Annotated in this window: 18 protein-coding genes; 12 read left to right on the top strand and 6 right to left on the bottom strand. The window is 65.6% G+C overall.

Annotation, left to right across the window (positions count from 1 at the left end; genetic code table 11):
• The first annotated feature begins 4 nt into the window (after window positions 1-4).
• The gene (locus tag J6500_RS03955) at window positions 5-754 is read left to right on the top strand and encodes an ABC transporter ATP-binding protein (RefSeq protein WP_225711357.1); all 750 of its coding nucleotides are present in this window, start codon (window positions 5-7) and stop codon (window positions 752-754) included.
• Entirely contained in the window at window positions 747-1,451 is a 705-nt protein-coding gene (locus J6500_RS03950; protein WP_225711356.1) for an ABC transporter ATP-binding protein, read from the top strand. Before J6500_RS03955 ends, J6500_RS03950 begins: the two co-directional genes overlap by 8 nt.
• A 12-nt stretch (window positions 1,452-1,463) precedes the next feature.
• Here J6500_RS03950 and J6500_RS03945 read toward each other — a convergent pair whose 3' ends face one another.
• The 5 genes from J6500_RS03945 to J6500_RS03925 form a co-directional block, all read right to left on the bottom strand.
• Window positions 1,464-3,398, bottom strand: coding sequence for an alkyl/aryl-sulfatase (locus J6500_RS03945; protein ID WP_225711355.1), 1,935 nt, complete (start codon window positions 3,396-3,398; stop codon window positions 1,464-1,466).
• Between the two features lie 44 nt (window positions 3,399-3,442).
• A complete protein-coding gene (locus J6500_RS03940) occupies window positions 3,443-5,263 on the bottom strand; it encodes a flavin-containing monooxygenase (RefSeq protein ID WP_225711354.1) in 1,821 nt (606 codons plus the stop codon).
• Window positions 5,264-5,354: 91 nt separating this feature from the next.
• Window positions 5,355-6,455, bottom strand: a complete 1,101-nt coding sequence (locus J6500_RS03935; RefSeq protein ID WP_225711353.1) for an ABC transporter ATP-binding protein — start codon at window positions 6,453-6,455, stop codon at window positions 5,355-5,357.
• A gap of 18 nt (window positions 6,456-6,473) precedes the next feature.
• Complete coding sequence (locus J6500_RS03930; protein ID WP_225711352.1) at window positions 6,474-7,511, bottom strand: ABC transporter substrate-binding protein; 1,038 nt, start codon at window positions 7,509-7,511, stop codon at window positions 6,474-6,476.
• Window positions 7,512-7,535: 24 nt separating this feature from the next.
• Entirely contained in the window at window positions 7,536-9,311 is a 1,776-nt protein-coding gene (locus J6500_RS03925; RefSeq protein ID WP_225711351.1) for an ABC transporter permease, read from the bottom strand.
• A 605-nt stretch (window positions 9,312-9,916) separates the two neighbouring features.
• Here J6500_RS03925 and J6500_RS03920 point away from each other — a divergent pair.
• The 8 genes from J6500_RS03920 (at window position 9,917) to soxA (ending at window position 17,528) form a co-directional block, all read left to right on the top strand.
• The gene (locus tag J6500_RS03920; RefSeq protein ID WP_225711350.1) at window positions 9,917-11,317 is read left to right on the top strand and encodes an MFS transporter; all 1,401 of its coding nucleotides are present in this window, start codon (window positions 9,917-9,919) and stop codon (window positions 11,315-11,317) included.
• A 152-nt stretch (window positions 11,318-11,469) separates the two neighbouring features.
• Window positions 11,470-11,919 (top strand): (2Fe-2S)-binding protein, encoded by a 450-nt coding sequence (locus J6500_RS03915; RefSeq protein ID WP_225711349.1) that lies wholly within the window; start codon window positions 11,470-11,472, stop codon window positions 11,917-11,919.
• Window positions 11,920-11,929: 10 nt separating this feature from the next.
• Window positions 11,930-14,125: a xanthine dehydrogenase family protein molybdopterin-binding subunit gene (locus J6500_RS03910; protein WP_225711348.1), complete on the top strand. Its 2,196-nt coding sequence runs from the start codon at window positions 11,930-11,932 to the stop codon at window positions 14,123-14,125.
• Window positions 14,126-14,181: 56 nt separating this feature from the next.
• A complete protein-coding gene (locus J6500_RS03905) occupies window positions 14,182-15,453 on the top strand; it encodes an NAD(P)/FAD-dependent oxidoreductase (protein WP_225711347.1) in 1,272 nt (423 codons plus the stop codon).
• Window positions 15,446-15,895 carry a sulfur oxidation c-type cytochrome SoxX gene (soxX, locus tag J6500_RS03900; RefSeq protein WP_225711346.1) on the top strand — a complete coding sequence of 150 codons (450 nt, stop codon included), beginning with the start codon at window positions 15,446-15,448 and terminating at the stop codon, window positions 15,893-15,895. The genes J6500_RS03905 and soxX overlap by 8 nt, the downstream gene beginning before the upstream one ends.
• 63 nt (window positions 15,896-15,958) lie before the next feature.
• Window positions 15,959-16,438 (top strand): SoxY-related AACIE arm protein, encoded by a 480-nt coding sequence (locus tag J6500_RS03895; RefSeq protein ID WP_225711505.1) that lies wholly within the window; start codon window positions 15,959-15,961, stop codon window positions 16,436-16,438.
• On the top strand, window positions 16,438-16,758 hold the full coding sequence (gene soxZ, locus J6500_RS03890; RefSeq protein ID WP_225711345.1) for a thiosulfate oxidation carrier complex protein SoxZ: 321 nt from the start codon (window positions 16,438-16,440) through the stop codon (window positions 16,756-16,758). The genes J6500_RS03895 and soxZ overlap by 1 nt, the downstream gene beginning before the upstream one ends.
• A complete protein-coding gene (gene soxA, locus J6500_RS03885) occupies window positions 16,755-17,528 on the top strand; it encodes a sulfur oxidation c-type cytochrome SoxA (RefSeq protein ID WP_225711344.1) in 774 nt (257 codons plus the stop codon). The genes soxZ and soxA overlap by 4 nt, the downstream gene beginning before the upstream one ends.
• Before the next feature lie 122 nt (window positions 17,529-17,650).
• Here the strand turns inward: soxA and J6500_RS03880 are convergent, their stop codons facing one another.
• The gene (locus tag J6500_RS03880; RefSeq protein ID WP_225711343.1) at window positions 17,651-18,424 is read right to left on the bottom strand and encodes a ferredoxin--NADP reductase; all 774 of its coding nucleotides are present in this window, start codon (window positions 18,422-18,424) and stop codon (window positions 17,651-17,653) included.
• Between the two features lie 164 nt (window positions 18,425-18,588).
• Here J6500_RS03880 and J6500_RS03875 point away from each other — a divergent pair, with 164 nt between their 5' ends.
• Both J6500_RS03875 and J6500_RS03870 read left to right on the top strand, forming a co-directional pair.
• Window positions 18,589-19,785, top strand: a complete 1,197-nt coding sequence (locus tag J6500_RS03875; RefSeq protein WP_225711342.1) for an amidohydrolase family protein — start codon at window positions 18,589-18,591, stop codon at window positions 19,783-19,785.
• A 458-nt stretch (window positions 19,786-20,243) separates the two neighbouring features.
• Window positions 20,244-21,644 (top strand): selenium-binding protein SBP56-related protein, encoded by a 1,401-nt coding sequence (locus J6500_RS03870; protein ID WP_225711341.1) that lies wholly within the window; start codon window positions 20,244-20,246, stop codon window positions 21,642-21,644.
• Window positions 21,645-21,646: the final 2 nt, after the last annotated feature.

The following is a 21,646-nucleotide window of genomic DNA, read 5'->3' as shown; positions in this document are numbered from 1 at the left end:
CGCGATGGCGGAAGCACTGGTCATCAAGGGCCTCAGCAAGCGCTTCGGCGGCCTGCGCGCGGTGCAGGACGTCAGCTTCACCGTGCAGGAGAACGAGACGGTGGCGCTGATCGGCCCGAACGGCGCCGGCAAGACCACGAGCTTTCATCTGATCACGGGTTTCCATCGGCCCGACGCCGGCTCGGTGCTCGCCTTCGGCCAGGAGGTCGTGGGACTCAAGCCGCATGACGTCTGCGCGCTCGGGATGGCGCGCACCTTCCAGGTGGCCAAGCCATTTGGCGCGATGACGGTGCTGGCCAATGTCATGACCGGCGCCTTCCTGCGCGACCGCCACGTCGCCGCCGCCGAGCGGAAGGCGCTCGAGGCGATCGAGTTCGTCGGGCTCAGTGCCAGGGAGCAGACGCCGGCCAAGGACCTCACCACCATCGACCAGCGCCGCCTCGAGATGGCCCGCGCGCTGGCGACGCAGCCCAGGATCCTGTTGCTCGACGAGGTGATGGCCGGGCTCAATCCGTCGGAGATCGACCAGGCCGTGGCGCTGGTGAAGAAGCTGGCCGCCAGCGGTCTGACCATCGTGATCGTCGAGCATGTGATGCGCGCGATCATGGCGGTGGCGCGCCACATCGTGGTGCTCGACCACGGCCAGAAGATCGCCGAGGGCGCGCCGAAGGAGATCGTGGAGAATCCCGAGGTGATCCGCGCCTATCTCGGCTCCTATGTGCATCCGCCCGCGCAGGGGGACGCCCATGCTTGAGCTCTCCCGCGTCAGCGCCAGCTACGGCTCGGTACCGGCGATCACCGACGTCGACATCTCGATCGGCGAGGGCGAAGCCGTCGGCCTGTTAGGGGCCAACGGGGCCGGCAAGAGCACGACGCTGCGCGCCGTCTCCGGCCTGGTGAAGCTGTTCGGCGGCAAGGTGACATTCGACGGCGTCGATCTCGCCGCGCTGCCGCCCTACCGCATCCCCGAGCTCGGCATCGCCCACGTCCCGGAAGGCCGCCAGGTCTTCCCGGAGATGACGGTGCAGGAAAATCTCGAGATCGGCGCCTACACGCCGAGGGCCAAGCCGGACCGCCAGCACACGATGCAGCTGGTCTACGACATCTTCCCGCGCCTCGCCGACCGCAGGAAGCAGCTCGCCGGCACCATGAGCGGCGGCGAGCAGCAGATGCTCGCGGTCGGCCGCGGTTTGATGCTGAAACCGCGGCTTCTGATGCTCGACGAGCCCTCGCTCGGGCTGGCGCCTGTGATGACCGACGTCACCTTCGAGAAGATCGGCGAGATCCACAAGATGGGCACCGCGATCCTGCTGGTCGAGCAGAACGTCAGCCGCGCGCTGTCGCTGGTACAGCGCGCCTATGTGCTGGAGAGCGGCAACGTCATCATGCACGGCACCAGCGCCGAGCTCGCCAACAACAAGCAGGTGCAGGCGGCGTATCTGGGGATTTGAGCTGTTCCTTCGTCACACAACGACTGTGCGCTTCGGCTCGACAATCTCGAACATGCGCGGGAATTCGTCCATCAGCGACATCAGCTCGCCGAGCCGCTGCGGCTCGCCCGAGACCTTGATCCTGCCGGCGTCGACCGCCTCGGGAAATGTGGTCAGCTTGGCGATCACCTCATCCAGCACGCTGCGGGCCAAGGTGAAGCTCGCCTGCGCATCCGAGGCCTGCGCACCCTTGACGTAGGTCAGCGCCGAGTTCTCGAGGTTGAGCACGAAGCTCTCGCCGGTGTCCGTAAAAGTCCAGTTCAGCACGATGCGCTTGCCTTCAGCCTTGGGGCCGTTGAGACGGATGCCGAGCACGTCCCAGAGCTGCTCGGTGCGCAGCGCGGCCAGCGTCTCGCGCGGCATCGGCGAGCGCGGCGGTGTCTTCGGCATGCCCTGGCGCAGCTCCTGTGCGCCGAACAGATAGGCGTTGCGCCAGGTCGAGCTTTCCGCGGCATAACCGAGCTGCTCGAACGTGTCGGCGAGCATCGCCCGGGCCGCCTGGTTGTCCGGCTCGGCGAACACGAGATGGCTGACGGCCTGTGCCACGAAACGGAATTCACCCTTGGCGAAATCCGCCGCAGCCCGCTTCAGGATCGCGTCGGCGCCGCCCATATACTCGACATATTTTTTGCCGGCCTGGACCGGCGGCAGCGGATCGAGATTGACCGGGTTGGCATCGTACCAGCCGAGATATTTCTGGTAGATCGCCTTCACATTGTGCCTGATATGGCCGTAGTAGCCGCGGCCGTGCCAGGCGCCTTCGAGGCTCTGCGGCAGGCGGATGGTCTCCGCGATCTCGGCAGCGTTGAGCCCGTGGTTCATCAGGCGGATGGTCTGGTCGTGGGCGTATTTGTAGAGATCGCGCTGCTGGCGGATCATGGTGTCGATCCGCGCCGCGCCCCACACCGGCCAGTGGTGCTGGCCGCACATCGCCGCGGCCTTGCCACCCCACATCTGCAGCGCCTCGCCGAGATATTTCGACCACGCCAGCGCATCGCGGACGTCGGCGCCGCGGAACGGCAAGAGATTGTGGAAATTGTGCGTGCAGTTTTCCGCGAGGTTGAGCAGCTTGTAGCGCGGGATGAAGAAATGCATCTCCGCCGGCGCCTCGCTGTTCGGCGCCATCTGGAATTCGAACTCGACGCCGTCGATGATGCGCGTATCGCCGGTCGCGATGATCAGGTCGGTCGGCCGCAGCAGCGCTACCCCGCCCGCGGCCATGGTCTTGCCGAGCCCGCAATCGACGTGGCCCTGAACGCCCTTGGCGAGGAACGGCCCGAACTGGTATTGCGCGCGGCGCAGCATCGCCGGTCCCGCAATGATGTTCTCGGAGACCGCGTGCTCCATGAAGAAGTTCGGCGCGATGATCGGCACGCCGGCCGCCAGCATCGCGTCATCGACCACGCCGCGCGCCCCGCCCCAATGGTCGGTATGGGTGTGGGTGAAGATCACGGCGGCGACCGGACGCTTGCCGCGGTGTCGGAAGTAGAGCTCCATCGCGGCACGTGCGCCCTCGATCGAGGTCAGCGTATCGACGACGATGACGCCCCTGTCGCCCTCGATCAGCGTCATATTGGCAATGTCGAGCCCGCGCACCTGGTAGACGCCGGGCACCACCTCGAACAGGCCGTGATGCATGTTGAGCCGCGACTGCCGCCACAGGCTGGGATCGACCGTCGGCGGCGCCGCCGCCTCGGAGAGGAAGCCGTACGGCTCCAGGCTCCAGACCGTCCGGCCCTGCGCGGAGGTGATCTTCGCGTTCTCGATGGTGCCGAGAAAGCCGCGCGCGGCATCTTCGAAATCGCTGGTGTCGGAGAACGGCAGCGCCTTCAGCGTCGCCGCATGCTGGGCAATCACGAAAGCGGATGCAGGCTTCGGAGCTTGCTGTGACGTGTCGCTGGCTGTCATGGCGATTACTCCCTCACACGACGAAAAGTCTGCGCACGATCCCCTCAGCGAAACTGCACGCCTTCGAACTGGCCGCTCCTGCGCCAGGCATCGATGTACTTGAAGTAGGCCAATGCGCCCGAGGGATGGCCGACATTGAGCTTGGCGGCCGGACCTGGTTCACGCCCCTCATTGTTGTAGTAGCCGGGCGTGCAATCCGGTCCGCCGATCATCCGGCCGACGCCGGTCAGCAGCAGCTCGACCCAGCGGTCTTCGGCCTCCTTGCTGACCTCGATCTGCCTGAAGCCGTTGTCCCGCGCGTGGCTCACCATCAGGGCAATGGTGCGCGCCGAGTCGGTCAGATTGTGCGGCACGTTGGAAATCAGATTGGCGCCCTGCGTCGGCTGCACGAAGAACACGTTCGGAAAGCCGTGGACGTGGATGCCGTGCTTGGTGCGCATGCCCTCGGCCCAATGCTCCGACAGCTTGACGCCGCCGCGGCCGGTCAGGTCGAAGCCCGCCCGGCGGCGATATTCGGTCCCGACCTCGAACCCCGACGCGTAGATGATGCAATCGAGCTGGTACTCCCTGCCCGCGACGACGATCCCGTGCTCGGTGATCCGTTCGACGCCCTTGCCATCGGTATCGACCAGATGCGTGCCCGGCGTGTTGAACGCCTGAAGATAGGAATCGTGGAAGCACGGCCGCTTGCAGAGCTGGCCGTACCAGGCCTTGAGATTGTTCGCCGTCTCGGGATCGGTGACGATGCTGTCGACCCGGTTGCGGATCTCCTCCATCTTCTCGAAATCGGACTCCTCGAAGGCGGCGCGCATGTTGGCCACCGTGCGCTGCTCGCGCGGCAGCAGCATGACCTTGGCGCGAATACGTTTGGACAGGTCAGTCCAGCCGTCCTGCACGAGATCCTCTTCGGCGGACCCGCCGGCCTGGTTGGCGGTGAAATTCTCGAGCCAGCGCTGCTGCCAGCCGGGCGTTGCGATCTCCGCGAACCATTTCGGATCGATCGGCGCGTTGGCGCGCACGTCGACCGACGACGGCGTGCGCTGAAACACGTAGAGCTCCTTGCAGGCTCGCGCGAGGTGCGGCACGCATTGCACTGAGGTCGCGCCCGTGCCGATCAGGCCGACGCGCTTGTCGGCCAGCCGGTCCATCAGCGCGCCCGAGGGATCGCCGCCGGTGTAGCTGTAATCCCAGCGGCTGGTGTGGAATGAATGGCCCTTGAAATCTTCCAAGCCCGGAATGCCAGGCAGCTTCGGCACATGCAGCGGGCCGGTGCCGATGCCGACATATTGCGCGGTGAAGGCATCGCCGCGCGCGGTGCGGATCATCCAGCGCGATTGCGCGTCGTCCCAATCGAGGCTCGTCACCTCGGTATGAAACAGCGCGTTGTCGTAGAGCCCGAAATGTTTGCCGATCCGCTGGCAATGCGCGAGGATCTCCGGCGCATGGGCGTATTTTTCCGACGGCATGTGGCCGGTCTCTTCGAGCAGCGGCATGTAGACCATCGAGGCCGTGTCGCATTGCGCGCCGGGATATCGGTTCCAGTACCAGGTGCCGCCGAAATCACCGCCCTTCTCGACGATGCGGACATCCCTGATGCCGGCCTCGGTCAGCCGCGCCGCCGTCGCAAGGCCAGCGAAGCCACCGCCGATGAAGGCGAAGGTGACATGGTCGGTCTTCGGCGCCCGCGCCGTGACCGGCGTGTAGGGATCGTCGAGATAGTGGGCGAGCTGTCCCTTGATCTGCAGATACTGGTCGTTGCCATCAGGGCGCAGCCGCTTATTTCGCTCCACGATATATTTCTGGCGCAGCTGCTCCTTGTCGATCGCAGCGGGCTGCGCAGCCCGGGATTGGTCCGTCATCGTCATCAGGGGCGCGCTCCAGCCGCGGCTTCTTATGGTTGTTCCGCGCCGGATGGGCCGATGTCAACACTATTTGCGGCTTGCAGACGCCGCACCGCTATTCATGCGAGACCGGCCCCCTGTCGCGATAGGCCCACAGGCATTCGCGCGGCAGCGAGACCGGCGCTTCGACGCCGACCTGGTGCCGCGCCGCGGTGCCGAGCTCGATCGCCTCCAGCCGCTTGCCGAACAGCTCGATGCCGTAGGCGGTCTGGGTGCCCTGATAGCGGCGGTCCAGCACCTTGGCGGAGAACGTGTTGGCGCCGTCAGGCCGGCCGATCGCGATGTTCTCCGGCCGCAGCGCGACGCGCACCTTCTCGTCGGGCGCCAACGCATGGAATAGCGCGACCTCGCCTCGCCTGCCGTCGCCGAAATCGACCACGCCATACCGGCCGTTGCAGGCGACCAGCGTGCCCGCGAGCTCGTTGGTGGCGCCGGTGAAGTTGGCGACGAACAGATCAGCGGGGCGATTGTAGATCGCGTCAGGCGAATCCATCTGCAGCAGCTTGCCGTCGCGCATCACGCCGATGCGGTCGCCGAGCACCACCGCTTCGGCCTGGTCGTGCGTGACGTAGAGCGCGGTCATCCCGGTCTGCTTGAGGATGACGCGAAGATCATCGCGGAGTCGCAACCGCAGCTTGGCGTCGAGGTTCGACAGCGGCTCGTCGAGCAGCAGCAGTTGCGGCCGGTAGACCATGCTGCGCGCCAGCGCGACGCGCTGCATCTGTCCGCCCGACAGCGCGACCACCGGGCGGTCGCCATATTCCGACAGCCCGACCAGCGCCAATGCCTCCTCGACCTTGCGTCCCGCGTCGGCGCGGCTGATATTGCGGTGCTTCAGCGGATAGACCACATTCTGCCGCACCGTCATATGCGGCCACACCGCATAGGACTGGAACACCATGCCGAGATCGCGCGAGCGCGGCGGCACCAGCACGCCGCGTTCGGGCGACGACACCACCTTGCCTGAGATGCTGATCTCGCCGCCGGTCGGATGTTCGAGCCCGGCGACGCAGCGCAAGGTCGTGGTCTTGCCGCAGCCGGAAGGACCGAGCAGCACCACGATCTCGCCGGCGGGCACGGAAAAACTGACGCCGTCGATCGCCGGGCGACCGATCGCGAACTGTTTCCGGAGCTCGGTGACCTCGAGTGTCGCCATCATCGCTTCACCCGCTATTTACTGCCGATAGCCGTAGGTCTTGTCCCAGTCCGCGACCCACGCCGAATGCAACTTCTTGTACTCGTCGAAGTCCGGATACCAGAGCTTCACCACCTTGGGATCGAACCCTTCCGGATAGGCCGGCGGCTGCTTCAGCGACGTCAGGTTGCCGAGCTCCTTGATCATGAAGGTCTGGCCCTCCTTGGACAGGCACCAGTTCAGGAACAGCTTGGCGGCATTCGGATGCGCGGCGGTTTTCGGAATGCCGGTGGCGTACGGATTGACGGGCGAACCCTCCGGCGGGAAGAAGATTTCGATCGGCGCGCCGTCCTTCTTCTTCTGGTAGATCACGTTGTAGAGCAGCGGCGCGATCGCGATCTCGCCGCGCACCAGCGCGTCCGCCGTCGGCGCGCCGGAGGGATAGAGCACCGGATGGGTCGCGGCCTGCTTGGCCCAGTAATCCTCGCCGAGCACCTGGCGCTCGAACATGATCCGCGTCCAGGTGGTGCCGCCGGACTGCGCGAACACCTGTCCGATCAGCTTGTCATATTGCGGCTTGGTCAAGTCCTTCCAGGACCTCGGCGGGTCCTTCACCAGCTCGGTGTTGTAGCCGATCGACCAGGCGATCGTGGCGCGCGGCCAGAGTTTTGGCGAGATCAGCGCGTGCGTATCGTAATCGGCGGCGTTCGGCGGCGCGTAGTCCTGGAATAGGTCCTCCAGCGGCTGCATCAGCGCGCGGTCGGAATGGTCGACCACGTCGGCGATCAGCTTGCCGGCTGCGGCCTCGGTCTTTACGCGGGTGATGAGCTGGCCGCCCGGCGCGCGCACCATCTCGATCTTGATCTCAGGAAAGCGCTTGTTGAAGGCCTTGATCACCTGCTGCTCGATCTCGGCGAAGTTCGCGGTGTAGTAGACCAGCTTGCCTTCGGCCTTGGCCGCCGCGATCAGCTCGGGCGAGCCGAACTCCTGCGCCTGCGCGCGAGGCACCAGCGTCAATGCCGCGACGCCGGCCATGGCCCATGTCGTGGCCAACGTGGTGAAGCTCCGTCTATCCATCGCCAATCCTCCCGTTGTTTGTTGTTATCCGGTCCGGGCCACGTTGCCCTGTGCTGCGCCGCGCGACAGCCAGTTGGCGCCGCCGATCAGCACGCCAAGCAGCACCGTCTGTACCAGGCTGAAGGCGGCGGTCTTGCCGATATTGCCGCCCTCGTAATAGTCGAGTAGCAGCACCGACATCACCATGGTGTTGCTGGTGTAGAGGAACAGCGACGAGCCGAGCTCGCGGATCGCCAGCACGAACAGCAGCGTCATCGCCGCCAGCACGCCCGGGCTCGCCAGCGGCAGCACGATGGTCCTGATGGTGCCGAGCATGCCCTTGCCGCAGACCCAGGCCGCCTCCTCGAGTTCGCGATGGATCTGCAGGAACGAGGTCGACAGCGCCTTCACGGTGTCGGGCATGAAACGCGCGATGAAGGCGAGCGCCAAAATCCAGATTGTGCCGTAGAGCCCGCCCGGGATGCCGATCCAGGCCCAGAGATAGGCGACGCCGACCACCAGGCCGGGAATCGCGACCGGCAGCGTCGAGATCAGGTCGATGGCGCCGCGGCCGGCGACCCGGGTGCGATGGATGGTGTAGCCGATCGCAAAGGCGAGCGCGCCGCCGACCACCGCGGTGATGACGCCGACCTCGACCGCATTGTAGATCGACCGCATCGTCAGCGGATTGTCGAAGATACTCTCGAAATGCGTCAGCGAATATTGGCGCATGTCGAACAGGCTGGCGACGTCGCGGATGAACATGAACTTGCGGAACGCGGCGACGATCAGCGCCAGCGACGGCAGCACCACGACGACGAGGAGATAGAGAATGCCGATCGCGAAGGTGAGCCAGCGCCACGGCCCGAGGTCGAGGCTGCGCGGCCGGAACGCCTTGCCGGCGACCGTCGTGTAGCTACGCCCGCTCAGCACCCGCTGCTGCAGATAGACCAATAGTCCCGTCACCACCATCAGGATGATCGCGACCGCGGCCGCGGTGTTGTAGAGCGGCGGCGACCAGTTGGTCAGCTTGAAGATGTAGGTGGTGAGCACGTTGAGGTTGGTCGGCGCACCGAGTACCGCGGGAATGCCGTAGATGCCGAGCATCACGATGAAGGACAGCAGCATGCCGGAGACGATCGCCGGCATGATCAGCGGGAACGTCACCGTGAACAGCGTCGAGAACGCGCTGGCGCCGGAGATCTCGGCGGCCTCCTCCAGGCTCGGATCCATGTTGCGCAGCGCCGACGAGGTGAACATGTAGACGTAGGGCGCATAGTAGATGCCGAACACGAAGACGAGGCCCCACATCGAATAGAGATCGACGCGGAAGTCCGAGCCCATCCACTTGAACATCGTGTTGATCAGCCCCGTTTTGGGCGAGCCGAGGATGGCCCAGGCGACGCCCGCCACCAGCGGCGGCGCGAACAGCGGCAGGATGCTGGCCGCGGCGATGAAGCCCTTGAACGGGGTATTGGTGCGCACCACGATCCAGGAGAAGAACAGCCCGATCGCCACCGCGATCGCGGTGCCGCCGCCGCAGGCGATCAGGGTGTTGAGCAGCGCCTCGCCCACATTCGGATTGGCGAGGACGGTGAGGAAATTCGCGACCGAGAGATGGCTGAGGCTGCGCGCAAGGCCGTCCACCACCGGATTGGTGTCGGTGAGCGCACCGAGCAGCAGCATAATGACGGGGTAGATCACCAGGAAGGCGAGGATCGCCAGCAATGCCCCGACCCAGAGGCCAGTGTACAAACGGCGGCGGGCCCCGTCGCTGGCGCCACGCGTGACCTCGCTGCGCCGGTCCGCCTGTCCGTGCAATGCGCTTCCCCTCCGCGGCCGCTTCTATCGTGGCCAGCTTGTATGCCAAGGGTAGTCGATCGGTCCGATGACGCAAGCTATCCGAAAGTCGTCCGCACGCGATAATGTGACACACGGACGAAACGGGGACTGCGTTTGCGCGGATGAACTGTGGGTTGTCGTCGCCCAATCGCAGCCATTGGTTCCGTCATGCGCGCGCAAAGGCTTCGCCTTTGTCGCGGGGATAACGGGTTGGTTCGCTCAACTTGCTCGGTGTCATCGCCCGGCTTGAACATCGCGCCGGGCGATGACACCGTGGTGGGGACGCAGCCTTGCATTCTCACGACAGGACTCGTTCGAACTCGCTTCGCCGAGCTCATCCTGCGAATGACTCTCCCACTCGTCATTCCGGGGCGGCCCGGAGGGCCGAGCCCGAAAATCCATTCATCCACCAACGCTGCGGCGCAATGGATTCCGGGCTCTCGCTTTACGAGCCCCGGAATGGCGGGGCAGGATCTGTCCCCTCCGGCCTCCGGCAAGGCTGCTTCGCATACGCATCATGCAGCGGCGCGGCTGTGGAACGGGATGCCGGCGTAGTACATGCGGCGCTGGAGACCGTCCCGATCATGCTCGAAAAGACCCCGACCGCCGCCGCAGTTTCAGCGCCTGTCACCGATGGATTGCCGTGGGAACGGCGGCGCTGGGCGGTGGCCGCGATCTTCACCGCGCTGGCGATGGCCTCGCTCGACACGGCGATCGCCAACATCGCGCTGCCCGCGATCGCCACCGATCTCCATGTCAGCCCGGCCGAGGTGGTCTGGGTCGTCAACGTCTACCAGATCGCCCTGGTCGCGACGCTGCTGCCGCTCGGCGCGCTCGGCGAGATCGTCGGCCACCAGCGCATCTATCTCTGCGGCCTCCTGCTGTTCACATTGGCGTCATTGGGCTGTGCGCTGGCGTGGTCGCTGCCCAGCCTCCTGATGGCGCGCACCCTGCAAGGCTTGGGCGCCAGCGGCCTGATGAGCGTCAACACCGCGCTGGTGCGCTTCGTCTATCCGAGCAAGATGCACGGTCGCGGCTTCGGCCACAACGCGCTGGTCGTCGCCACCGCCTTCACGCTCGGACCGACGATCGCCTCGGGCATCCTGGCGCTCGGTCCATGGCCCTGGCTGTTCGCCGTCAACATTCCCTTCGGCATCATTGCGATCCTGATCGGCCTGAAGACGCTGCCCCCGACGCCGCGTGCCACCCACAGCTTCGACTTCACCGGCGCGGCGCTCGCCTCCGCCTGTCTCGGCCTGTTCATCACCGGGATCGGCAGCGCCGCGCACCGGGCGGCACCCGCGCTTGTGATCGCCGAGCTGATCGGCGCGGTGCTGTTCGGCTGGATCCTCACCCGACGGCATGCCGATCATCCGGCACCGATGCTGCCGATCGACCTGTTCCGCCGGCCGGTGTTCGCGCTGTCGGCCGCGACCGCGGTCTGCTCATTCGCCGTGCAGGGCCTCGCCTTCGTGTCGCTGCCTTTCTACTTCGAGGACATCCTGCACCGCTCGCAGGTCGAGACCGGCTTCTTCATGACGCCGTGGCCGCTGGTGGTGGCCTTCATGGCGCCGATCGGCGGGCGGCTGTCCGACCGCTATCCGGCCGGCATCCTCGGCGGCATCGGCATGCTGCTGCTTGGGCTCGGCATGACGCTGCTGGCGACCCTGCCGGCCGAGCCGAGCGTCGCCAACATCGTCTGGCGCACGATGATCTGCGGCGTCGGCTTCGGCTTCTTCCAGACACCGAACATGAAGGCGATCATGTCGAGTGCGCCGCCGCATCGCAGCGGCAGCGCCAGCGGCATCGTCGCCACCGCGCGGTTGATCGGGCAGACCACCGGCGCTGCGCTTGCCGCATTCTGCTTCGCACTGGCCGACCGCGAAGGCGCGACCGTCGCGCTCGCCCTCGGCGCCGGCTTTGCGGCAGTCGGCAGTGTCATGAGCTTCCTGCGGCTGGCCGTCGCCTCGCCGAAAAAGGCATGACAGGCATGTGATATTCGCAGCCGCGGCCAAACACCGCGCGCGGTCAATTCTTGTCGGGTTGCAAACGCGGTTTCTTGATTTGAACGGTTCCAGTTTCGAGGCCAGATTGCCGCGCAGTTCAATCGATGGATTGGACCAATCAGGGGACCGCGATGGCAAACCTCAAAATCAATGGCAAGACAATCACTGTAGACGTCGAGGACGACACGCCACTGCTGTGGGCGATCAGGGAGAATGTCGGACTGACCGGAACGAAATACGGCTGCGGCATCGCGCAATGCGGCGCCTGCACGGTGCATATGGACGGCGTGGCGATGCGCTCCTGCGGCGTCACGGTCGGCGAAGCTGCCGGCAAGGAGATCACCACGATCGAGGGCCTTGCCGTCAACGGCGTGCTGCACAAGGTGCAGACGGCCTGGATCGCCAATGACGTGCCGCAATGCGGCTACTGCCAGAGCGGCATGATCATGGCCGTCGCGGCGCTCTTGAAGGACAATCCCAAGCCGACCGACGACGACATCAACGACGCCATCACCAACATCTGCCGCTGCGGCACCTTCCAGCAGGTGCGCGAGGCGATCCATGCTGCCGCGAACGCGTAAGGGGGCAGCCATGAATCAGCACGTCAAGATCAACCGCCGCTCCTTCGTGGTCGGCGCAGCAACCGCGGGTGCCGGCCTTGCGATCGGCCTCGACCTTCCGTTTGGCGGCCCCGCCGTGGTGCGCGCGGCCGACGGCTCGCCCGAGATCAACGCTCCTGAAGTCAACGCTTGGGTGGTGATCCGGCCCGACGAGACCGTCGTGATCCGCATCGCCCGCTCAGAGATGGGCCAGGGCACGCTGACCGGCCTCGCCCAGCTCGTCGCCGAGGAGCTGGAGTGCGACTGGTCGAAGGTCACGACCGAATTCCCGACGCCCGGCCAGAGCGTCGCCCGCAAGCGCGCCTGGGGTGATTTCTCCACCGGCGGCAGCCGCGGCATCCGCTCCTCGCAGGATTATGTCCGCAAGGGCGGCGCCACCGCGCGCGTGATGCTGATCCAGGCCGCCGCCAATGAGTGGAAGGTGCCGGCCACCGAATGCAAGGTCTCCAGCGGCGTGATCACGCATACGCCGTCCGGCAAGACCACGACCTACGGCAAGGTCGCAGAAGCGGCCGCAAAACTCGAGCCGCCGGCCGACGTCAAGCTGAAGGACCCGAAGGACTGGACCATCGCCGGCAAGGGCCTGAAGCGGCTCGATACCGCCGACAAGGTCACGGGCAAGATGATCTACGGTGCCGACGTCAAGCTGCCGGGCATGCTGAACGCCGCGATCAAGGACTGCCCGGTGTTCGGCGGCAAGCTGAAGAGTTTTGATGCCGCCAAGATCGCCAATATGAAGGGTGTCAAGAAGGTGGTGCAGGTCGGCGACAGCGCGGTCGCCGTCGTCGCCGACACCTGGTGGCACGCCAAGACGGCGCTCGACGCGCTGCCGATCATCTGGGACGAAGGCGATAACGCCAAGGTCTCCAGCGAGACGATTGCAAAATGGCTGGCCGAGGGCCTCGACAATGCGCAACCTGCCTATATCGGCAACCAGAACGGCGACGCCAAGGCTGCGATTGCCGGCGCGGCTAAGAAGGTCGAAGCTGTCTACAGCTACCCCTACCAGAACCACGCCACGATGGAGCCGATGAATGCCACCGTGCTCTACACGCCCGAGAAATGCGAGGTGTGGTGCGGCACGCAGAATGGCGAGGCGGCGTTCGCCGCGGCGCTCGAGGCCTCCGGCCTGCCGCCGGAGAAGGTCGACGTGCACAAGCTGCTGCTCGGCGGCGGCTTCGGCCGGCGCGGCATGACCGACTATGTCCGCCAGGCGGTGGCGATCGCCAGGCAGATGCCGGGCACGCCAGTCAAGCTGCTGTGGTCGCGCGAAGAGGACATGCAGCATGGCAAGTACCACCCGATCACGCAGTGCAAGCTGACCGGCGCGTTCGACGCCGACAACAACCTGATCGCCCTGCACTACCGCCTCTCGGGCCAATCCATCCTGTTCTCGGTGCGTCCCGAAGCGCTGCAGAACGGCATGGACCCCGCCGCGTTCCAGGGCGTCGCACAGACCGGCGAGGCCGCGATCGGTTACTCGGTGCCGAACTTGCTGGTCGAGCATTCGATGCGCAACCCGCACGTCCCGCCCGGCTTCTGGCGTGGCGTCAACGTCAATCACAACGCGATCTACATGGAATGCTTCATGGACGAGCTGGCCCACGCCGTCGGCCAGGACCCGCTCGAATTCCGCCGCAAGCTGATGGGCAAGCATCCGAAGCATCTGGCGGTGCTCAATGCCGTGGCCGAGAAGATCGGCTGGGGCACGCCGGCGCCGAACGGCGTCTATCGCGGCATCGCGCAGGTGATGGGCTATGGCAGCTATGTCGCGGGAGCAGCCGAGATCTCGGTCACCGACGGCAGCAAGATCAAGGTGCATCGCATCGTCGCCTCCACCGATCCGGGCTACATCGTCAACCCGGCGCAGGTGGAGCGCCAGATCGCGGGCTCGTTCGTCTATGGCCTCAGCGCGCTGTTCTACGGCGGCTGCACCGTGAAGGACGGCCGCATCGAACAGACCAATTTCGACACCTACAACTCGATGCGGATCAACGAAATGCCGAAGGTGGAATCGGTGATGGTGCCGAGCGGCGGGTTCTGGGGCGGGGTCGGCGAGCCGACCATCGGCGTCGCGGCGCCGGCGGTGCTCAACGCCTATTTCGCGGCGACGGGCAAGCGCATCCGCAGCTTCCCGCTGCGCAGCCAGAACATCACTTTCGCCTGATGCAATCAGAAGCAGCGGCCGGTTCGGCCGCTGCTTCGCTTTCCGGATTGTCGTGCATGGCCGTCACGCGTCGCCTGACGCGCAGGAATGTCATTGGTGGCGCCGCTGCCGTCGCGGCGGCGGCGCTGGCGCGTCCGTCGCTGGCGCAAGGCGCAGCCCGCGTTGCCGTGATCGGCGGCGGCTTCGGCGGCACAGTCTGCGCGCGGGCGCTGCGGCGGCTCGATGCGAAACTGCAGGTCACGCTGATCGAGCCTAACAAGACCTTCACCGCCTGCCCGTTCAGCAACGAGGTGATTGCCGGCCTGCGCGATCTTCCGCAGCAGCAATTCAGCTACGACAGGGTTGCAGCCGACGGCGTCACCATCGCTGCGCAGGCGGCCAGCAAGGTCGACGCGCAGGGACGTACGATCGGTCTCGCCGACGGCACGACGCTAGCCTACGACAAGCTGGTGCTCGCGCCCGGCATCGACATGCGCTTCGACGCCCTTTCCGGCTATGACGAGGCGGCGGCGGAAAAGATGCCGCATGCCTGGAAGGCCGGTGCGCAAACACTGCTGCTGCGCCGACAGCTTGAGGCCATGGACGACGGCGGCCTCGTCGTGATCGCAGTGCCCGCGGCCCCGCTGCGCTGTCCGCCGGCGCCTTACGAGCGCGCCGGCCTGATCGCGCACTATCTGAAGGCGAACAAGCCGCGCTCGAAGATCCTGGTGCTCGACGCCAAGGACGGCTACTCGCAGCAAAAGCTGTTCGAGAAGGCCTGGCAGGAGCTCTATCCCGGCATGATCGAGCGCATCGCGCTGTCGCAGGGCGGCCGGGTCACCGCGGTCAATCCGGCCGCGAATGAGATCGTCACCGATTTCGGCAATTACACCGCCGCGGTCGCCAACGTGATCCCGCCGCAGCGCGCCGGCCGCATCGCCGCGATCGCCGGCGCCGCCGACCGCACCGGCTGGTGCCCGATCGATCCCATCACCTTCGCCTCGAAGCTGGTGCCCAACATCCACGTCATCGGCGATGCCGCGATCGCCGGCGGCATTCCGAAATCCGCCTCTGCCGCCGCGGCGCAGGGCCGCGCCTGCGCGGCGGCGATCGTGAATGCGCTCGCGGGCAGGCCGCCGGAGACGCCGCGGCTCGATGGTGCCTGCTACAACACGGTGGCACCGGGCTACGCGTTCTCGCTGCGCGGCATCTATCAACCGAAGGACGATCAATACGCCGAGGCCGAAGTGACCACGAGCCCGGTCGATGCACCGCGCGAAATGCGGCAGCGCGAGGCCGAGGAGGCGGTGAACTGGTTCAAGACAATCACGGAGGACGCCTTTGGCTAGGCCCGTCCTCATCGCGTTGCTCGCGACCGCTGCGTTCGCAGCTTGCGGGCCTGCGGGTGCAGAGGGCCTGCTTCCCTACACCGTGGCGGGCGATGCGGTTCCCGACTCGCTCACGGGAACCAAAGGCGATGCAACACGTGGCCGGGCGCTGATCGTCGAGCGTTCCTCGACTTGCATCCTCTGTCACAGCGGCCCATTTCCCGAGCAGGCGTTTCAGGGCGATCTCGCGCCGAACCTGTCCGGCAGCGGCAGCCGCTGGTCGGAGGGACAGCTGCGGCTCCGCCTGGTCGATGCGTCGCACTTCGATCCGGCAACGATCATGCCGTCCTACTATCGCATCGACGGGCTGACGCGCGTCGGCAATGCGTGGCGCGACAAGCCAATCCTGTCGGCGGAGCAGATCGAGGATATCGTGGCCTATCTGGTGACACTGCGGGACTAGCGCATGATCCGGAAAAGTGGGAACCGGTTTGCCGATAAGATCATGCGCAAGCAAAGGACAATGATGCCGAATTCGGATCACACCACGCGCCGAACGTTTCTCACCCTCGCCGGTGGCGCTGCCGTGCTGGGAGCGGTTCCGGCCGTCATCGTGCGTCCGGCGGAGGCAACACCGGCGATGCTGTCGGCAGCGATCCGCAACGTCGTCGGCGAAGCCAATGTGCGCACCGGCAGGGTCAAGCTCGACATCCCGCCGCTGGTCGAGAACGGCAACACCGTGCCGATGACCGTCAGTGTCGCCAGCCCGATGACGACGGATGACTATGTGAAGAGCATCCACGTCTTCAATGAGAAGAACCCGCAGCCGAACATCGGCAATTTTTATCTCGGACCGCGGGCAGGCCGCGCCCAGGTCTCGACCCGCATCCGCCTCGCTGACAGCCAGAAGGTGACGGCGATCGCGCGGCTCTCCGACGATACGTTCTGGTCGGCGACAGCAGACGTCGTGGTGACGCTCGCCGCCTGCACCGAGGAGGCGATCTGATGCCGTCCGCGCTGATCAACGTGCCGTCGAAAGCGAAGCGCGGCGATGTCATCGAGATCAAGACGCTGATGTCGCACATCATGGAAACCGGCTATCGCCACACCGCCTCCGGCGAGGTGGTGCCGCGCGACATCATCACGAGCTTCACCTGCCGCTTCAACGGCGCGGAGATTTTCCGTGCCGATCTTTATCCGGCAATCGCCGCCAATCCATTCCTCACCTTCTTCACCACGGTGACCGAAAGCGGCAAGTTCGAATTCGAGTGGGTCGGCGACAAGGGGTTTTCGGAGACCGCATCGGCTTCGATCACGGTCGAATGAAGTTCGTCGGCTGCATCGCGATCCTGGCGGCGCTGGCGGGCACCGCGCTCGCGACCGAGATTCCGCAAGCCGATCGCCGCTCCGGCTACAGTTTCATGGGCCCCGACAGCAGGGCGATGCAGGATGATGACACGTCCAACCCCGGCATGCTCTGGGTGCTCGACGGCGAGACGCTGTGGAAACGCAAGGCCGGCACCGCGGGCAAGGCATGCGGCGATTGCCACAGCGACGCGCGCGTCAGCATGAAGGGCGTCGCGGCGCGCTATCCGACCTTCGACAAGGCCCTCGGCAAGCCGGTCGATCTCGAAGGGCGGATCAATCTCTGCCGCAGCAACCACCAGCAGGCGCCGCCCCTCGCCTACGAAAGCCGCGAATTGCTGGCGCTGACAGCCTATGTCGCGCAGCAATCGAGGGGCATGCCGATCGAGGTTGGCAATGATCCCGATCTCGCACCGTTCGTCGCCAAGGGACACGAGCTGTTCACCCGGCGGCAGGGCCAGCTCAATCTCGCCTGCGCCAATTGCCATGACGACAACTGGGACAGGAAGCTTGCCGGCGCGCCGATCACGCAGGGACAGCCGACCGGCTATCCGCTCTACCGGCTGGAATGGCAGTCGCTCGGATCGCTGCAGCGGCGGCTGCGCGCCTGCATCACCGGCATCCGCGCGCAGGCCTACGAATATGGTTCGCCCGAGCTGGTGGAACTGGAGGCGTATCTGATGTCGCGGGCGCGCGGCATGAAGCTGGAGACGCCTGCGGTAAGGCCGTAAATTCCCACTGCCCCATCCACGTCATTGCGAGCGCAGCGAAGCAATCCATCTCACTGCATGCTTGGTGACAATGGATTGCTTCGCTGCGCTCGCAATGACGGTGGTGGAGAGCGGAGCGGGCCTCAGCGCTCGGCGAACGCCTTCTCGACCACGAACTGCGCCGGCTCGCCGTGATTGCCCTCGACGAAGCCGCGGCCGTTGAGCAGCGTGCGGGTGTCGGCGACCAGCGCCGGCGAACCGCAGATCATGACGCGGTCATGCGCGGCGTCGAGCGCCGGCAGGCCGATGTCGTCGAACAGTTTTCCCGTGGTGATGAGGTCGGTGATGCGGCCGCGGTTGCGGAACGGATCGCGCGTCACGGTCGGGTAATAGATGAGTTGCTCGCGCACCAGCTCGCCGATCAGATCGTCGTTCGGCAGCTTCTCGGTGATCATCTCGCCATAGGCGAGCTCCTTGACGCGGCGGCAGCCGTGCAGCAGCACGACCTTCTCGAAGCGGTCATAGGTCTCGGGATCCTTGATCACGCTGAGGAACGGGGCAAGCCCGGTGCCGGTGCCGACCAGATAGAGGTTGCGGCCGTCCTCGAGGTTGTCGATGACAAGCGTGCCCGTGGCCTTGCGGCTGACGATGATCTCGTCGCCTTCCTTGAGGTGCTGCAGGCGCGAGGTCAGCGGACCGTCCGGCACCTTGATCGAGAAGAATTCGAGCGTGTCCTCGTAATTCGCGCTGGCGACGCTGTAGGCGCGCAGCAGCGGCTTCTCGCCGACCTTGAGGCCGATCATGGTGAACTCGCCGTTGCGGAAGCGGAAGGTGGGATTGCGGGTGGTCTTGAAGGAGAACAGCGTGTCGGTCCAGTGATGAACGCTGAGGACGCTTTCCTGGTTGAAATTGCTCATCGCACCAATCCCTGATTTGTGCTGCGCGGATAAGGACTTGAACCCTGTTGACCGGCCGGATCGTTTGTATACGATCATTCGTATACAAACGAATAATCCGGCTTGATCCGAAAGTCAAGCCGGGCTCAAATTCCCGAGCAATTTCAGGACAGAAGGAAACCACCATGGCTCACGACGCGCCCCAGGCCACCGGCCCCAGCAAGCTGGTGATCCGCAATATCGGGCTACTTTTGTCGGGAGCGCTGGAGAAGCCGATCCTGGATGCCGACACCATCGTCGCCGAGAACGGCAAGATCACCGCAATCGGCCGCCTCAAGGACGTCGACACCGAAGGCGCCACCACCATCGTCGACGCCAACGGCACCACCGTCGCCCCGGGGCTGATCGACAGCCACGTCCATCCGGTCGCCGGCGACTGGACGCCGCGGCAGAACCAGATCAACTGGATCGACAGCTACCTGCATGGCGGCGTCACCACCATGATCTCTGCCGGCGAGGTCCACATGCCCGGCCGTCCGCGTGACGTGGTCGGCGTCAAGGCGATGGCGATCTTCGCGCAGCGCGCGTTCTGGACGCTGCGGCCCGGCGGCGTCAAGGTGCATGCCGGCGCGCCGGTAATCGAATGCGAGATGGTCGAGGACGACTTCAAGGAGATGGCCGCCGCCGGCGTCAAGCTGCTCGGCGAGGTTGGGCTCGGCGGCGTGAAAGACGGCCCGACGGCGCGCAAGATGGTCGGCTGGGCACGCAAATACGGCATTCAAAGCACGATCCACACCGGCGGCCCCTCGATCCCGGGCTCGGGCCTGATCGACAAGGACGTGGTGCTGGAGGCCGACACCGACGTGGTCGGCCACATCAATGGCGGCCACACCGCCCTGCCCGACGACCAGATCCGCTGCATCTGCGAGGGCTGCAAGCGCGGGCTTGAGCTGGTGCACAACGGCAATGAGCGCTCGGCGCTGTTCACGCTGCGCACCGCGCGCGAGATGGGCGACCTGCACCGCGTCATCCTCGGCACCGACGCGCCGGCCGGTTCCGGCGTGCAGCCGCTTGGCATTTTGCGCATGGTCTCGCTGCTGTCCTCGCTCGGCGACCTCCCCGCCGAGCTCGCGTTCTGCCTCGCCACCGGCAACACCGCGCGGATGCGCGAGCTCGATTGCGGCCTGATCGAGGTCGGCCGCTCCGCCGATTTTGTCCTGATGGACAAGGCGCAGCATTCGCCCGGCAAAAACATCCTCGACAGCGTGCAGCTCGGCGATCTCCCCGGCATCGGCATGACCATCATCGACGGCATCGTCCGCACCCAGCGCAGCCGCAACACGCCGCCCGCGGGCAAGGTGCCGGAGATCGTGGCGAAGTAAGGCGAACAAGCCGGAGACCGTCGCTCTGAGAAGCGCGGCCTCCCCACGCCGTCGTCCTGGCGAAAGCCAGGACCCATAACCACCGAATTTGATTTGCAACGGGATAGTGGCCCCAGCGTCGCGCAACAACAAGCGATTGGGGCAATGGGTCTGGCTTTCGCCAGGACGACGCTAGATGTTTGGTGCCGCTCGCGAGTCATACATTCACCTGCAGGATCGGTGCTTATTCAATCCCTTGAGCAAATCTGCCAGATCACATGCCCCCCGCCGCGCGGCTATGCCGCGCTGGCGACGTCACCGAAGCTTGTTTTCAGCTGTCACCATTGAGGTGTAATCTGCCCACGAGCGAACCTTGACCGGCAGCACTCGCAAGAGGCATTTCGATCCGGATTTGAAGTTCTTGCCGTTGCATGCCGCCGTGCCGTGTTGATCACATCACACAATCAGGAGGGCAGCCGATGACGATGAGGCCAGATCCCACGTTCCACGCCTCGCCGAAGCTCGCGATGGAAGCGCCGGCCGAGAACTTCGCCTATACCGTGTTGCTCAGTCCGGACCATTCCAGGCCGGATGCGCTGGCCGTGATCGACGTCAAGCGCGGCTCGCCGACCTACAGCAAGATCGTCCACACCGTGACGATGCCCAACACGGGCGACGAGTTCCACCATTTCGGCTGGAACGCCTGCTCGTCGGCGCTGTCACCGCTCGCCGGCCACGCCTTCCTCGAGCGCCGCTACCTCATCATCCCCGGCATGCGGTCCTCCCGGATCTACATCATCGATACCAAGCCGGATCCGACGCAGGCCAAGATCCACAAGATCATCGAGCCGGAGGAGGTCTTCAAGAAGACCGGCTACTCGCGGCCGCACACGATCCACTGCGGGCCGGAAGGCATCTATGTCTCGACACTCGGCGGCGGCGGCAAGGACGGCACCGACGGACCGCCCGGCATCTTCATCATGGATTGCGAGACGTTCGAGGTGCTCGGCCGCTGGGAGATCGACCGCGGCTCGCAGACCAAGCATTATGACTTCTGGTGGAACCTGCCGCGCGACTACATGGTGAGCAGCGAATGGGCGCTGCCGCCGCAGTTCGAGAACGGCATCGTGCCGGAGGATCTGCTGTCGAACAAATATGGCCACCGCCTGCACTTCTGGGATCTGCGCGCCCGCCGCAACGTCCAGACCATCGATCTCGGCGCCAACCATCAGATGGCACTCGAGGTGCGGCCGGCACATGATCCGGTGCGCGAATATGGCTTCGTCGGCGTCGTGGTCGATACCACGAACCTCGAGGGCTCGATCTGGACCTGGTGGCGCGAGGGCGGCAAGTTTCACATCGAGAAGACGGCGACGATCCCGCCCGAGCCCGCGCCGAAGGACAAGCTGCCGCCGCTGCTGCAGGGCTTTGGCGCGGTGCCGCCGCTGGTCACCGACATCGACCTGTCGATGGACGACCGCTTCCTCTACGTCTCCTGCTGGGGCACCGGCGAGATGCGCCAGTACGATGTCTCCGATCCGCGCAAGCCGAAGCTTGCCGGCTCGGTCCGGATCGGCGGCATCGTTAGCCGCGCGCCGCATCCAAACGGGCAGGCCTTTGCCGGCGGACCGCAGATGGTCGAGATCAGCCGCGACGGCAAGCGGGTGTACTGGACCAACTCGCTGTACTCGACCTGGGACGACCAGTTCTATCCGCAAGGCATTCCCGGCGCCGAGGTGATGGCAATTGCCGGCCCGAACGGCGGCCTCGAACTGGCGAAGGATTTCTGGGTCGGCCTCCCCGACGGCTACCGCGCGCATCAGATCCGGCTCGACGGCGGCGACTGTTCGACCGACTCGTTCTGCTATCCCTCGGTCTGAAT

The organism is Bradyrhizobium semiaridum (assembly GCF_020329505.1).
GTDB lineage: Bacteria > Pseudomonadota > Alphaproteobacteria > Rhizobiales > Xanthobacteraceae > Bradyrhizobium > Bradyrhizobium semiaridum.
The sequence above is the reverse complement of the archived record's forward strand: the minus strand, read 5'-3'. Positions and strand labels throughout refer to the sequence as shown.

What these genes read in the sequence shown, in the direction of transcription:
- J6500_RS03955 (WP_225711357.1), top strand. Translation starts at nt 5, where the DNA reads ATGGCGGAAGCACTGGTCATCAAGGGCCTCAGCAAGCGCTTCGGCGGC.
- J6500_RS03950 (WP_225711356.1), top strand. Translation starts at nt 747, where the DNA reads ATGCTTGAGCTCTCCCGCGTCAGCGCCAGCTACGGCTCGGTACCGGCG.
- J6500_RS03945 (WP_225711355.1), bottom strand. Translation starts at nt 3,398, where the DNA reads ATGACAGCCAGCGACACGTCACAGCAAGCTCCGAAGCCTGCATCCGCT.
- J6500_RS03940 (WP_225711354.1), bottom strand. Translation starts at nt 5,263, where the DNA reads ATGACGATGACGGACCAATCCCGGGCTGCGCAGCCCGCTGCGATCGAC.
- J6500_RS03935 (WP_225711353.1), bottom strand. Translation starts at nt 6,455, where the DNA reads ATGGCGACACTCGAGGTCACCGAGCTCCGGAAACAGTTCGCGATCGGT.
- J6500_RS03930 (WP_225711352.1), bottom strand. Translation starts at nt 7,511, where the DNA reads ATGGATAGACGGAGCTTCACCACGTTGGCCACGACATGGGCCATGGCC.
- J6500_RS03920 (WP_225711350.1), top strand. Translation starts at nt 9,917, where the DNA reads ATGCTCGAAAAGACCCCGACCGCCGCCGCAGTTTCAGCGCCTGTCACC.
- J6500_RS03915 (WP_225711349.1), top strand. Translation starts at nt 11,470, where the DNA reads ATGGCAAACCTCAAAATCAATGGCAAGACAATCACTGTAGACGTCGAG.
- J6500_RS03910 (WP_225711348.1), top strand. Translation starts at nt 11,930, where the DNA reads ATGAATCAGCACGTCAAGATCAACCGCCGCTCCTTCGTGGTCGGCGCA.
- J6500_RS03905 (WP_225711347.1), top strand. Translation starts at nt 14,182, where the DNA reads ATGGCCGTCACGCGTCGCCTGACGCGCAGGAATGTCATTGGTGGCGCC.
- J6500_RS03895 (WP_225711505.1), top strand. Translation starts at nt 15,959, where the DNA reads ATGCCGAATTCGGATCACACCACGCGCCGAACGTTTCTCACCCTCGCC.
- soxZ (WP_225711345.1), top strand. Translation starts at nt 16,438, where the DNA reads ATGCCGTCCGCGCTGATCAACGTGCCGTCGAAAGCGAAGCGCGGCGAT.
- soxA (WP_225711344.1), top strand. Translation starts at nt 16,755, where the DNA reads ATGAAGTTCGTCGGCTGCATCGCGATCCTGGCGGCGCTGGCGGGCACC.
- J6500_RS03880 (WP_225711343.1), bottom strand. Translation starts at nt 18,424, where the DNA reads ATGAGCAATTTCAACCAGGAAAGCGTCCTCAGCGTTCATCACTGGACC.
- J6500_RS03875 (WP_225711342.1), top strand. Translation starts at nt 18,589, where the DNA reads ATGGCTCACGACGCGCCCCAGGCCACCGGCCCCAGCAAGCTGGTGATC.
- J6500_RS03870 (WP_225711341.1), top strand. Translation starts at nt 20,244, where the DNA reads ATGACGATGAGGCCAGATCCCACGTTCCACGCCTCGCCGAAGCTCGCG.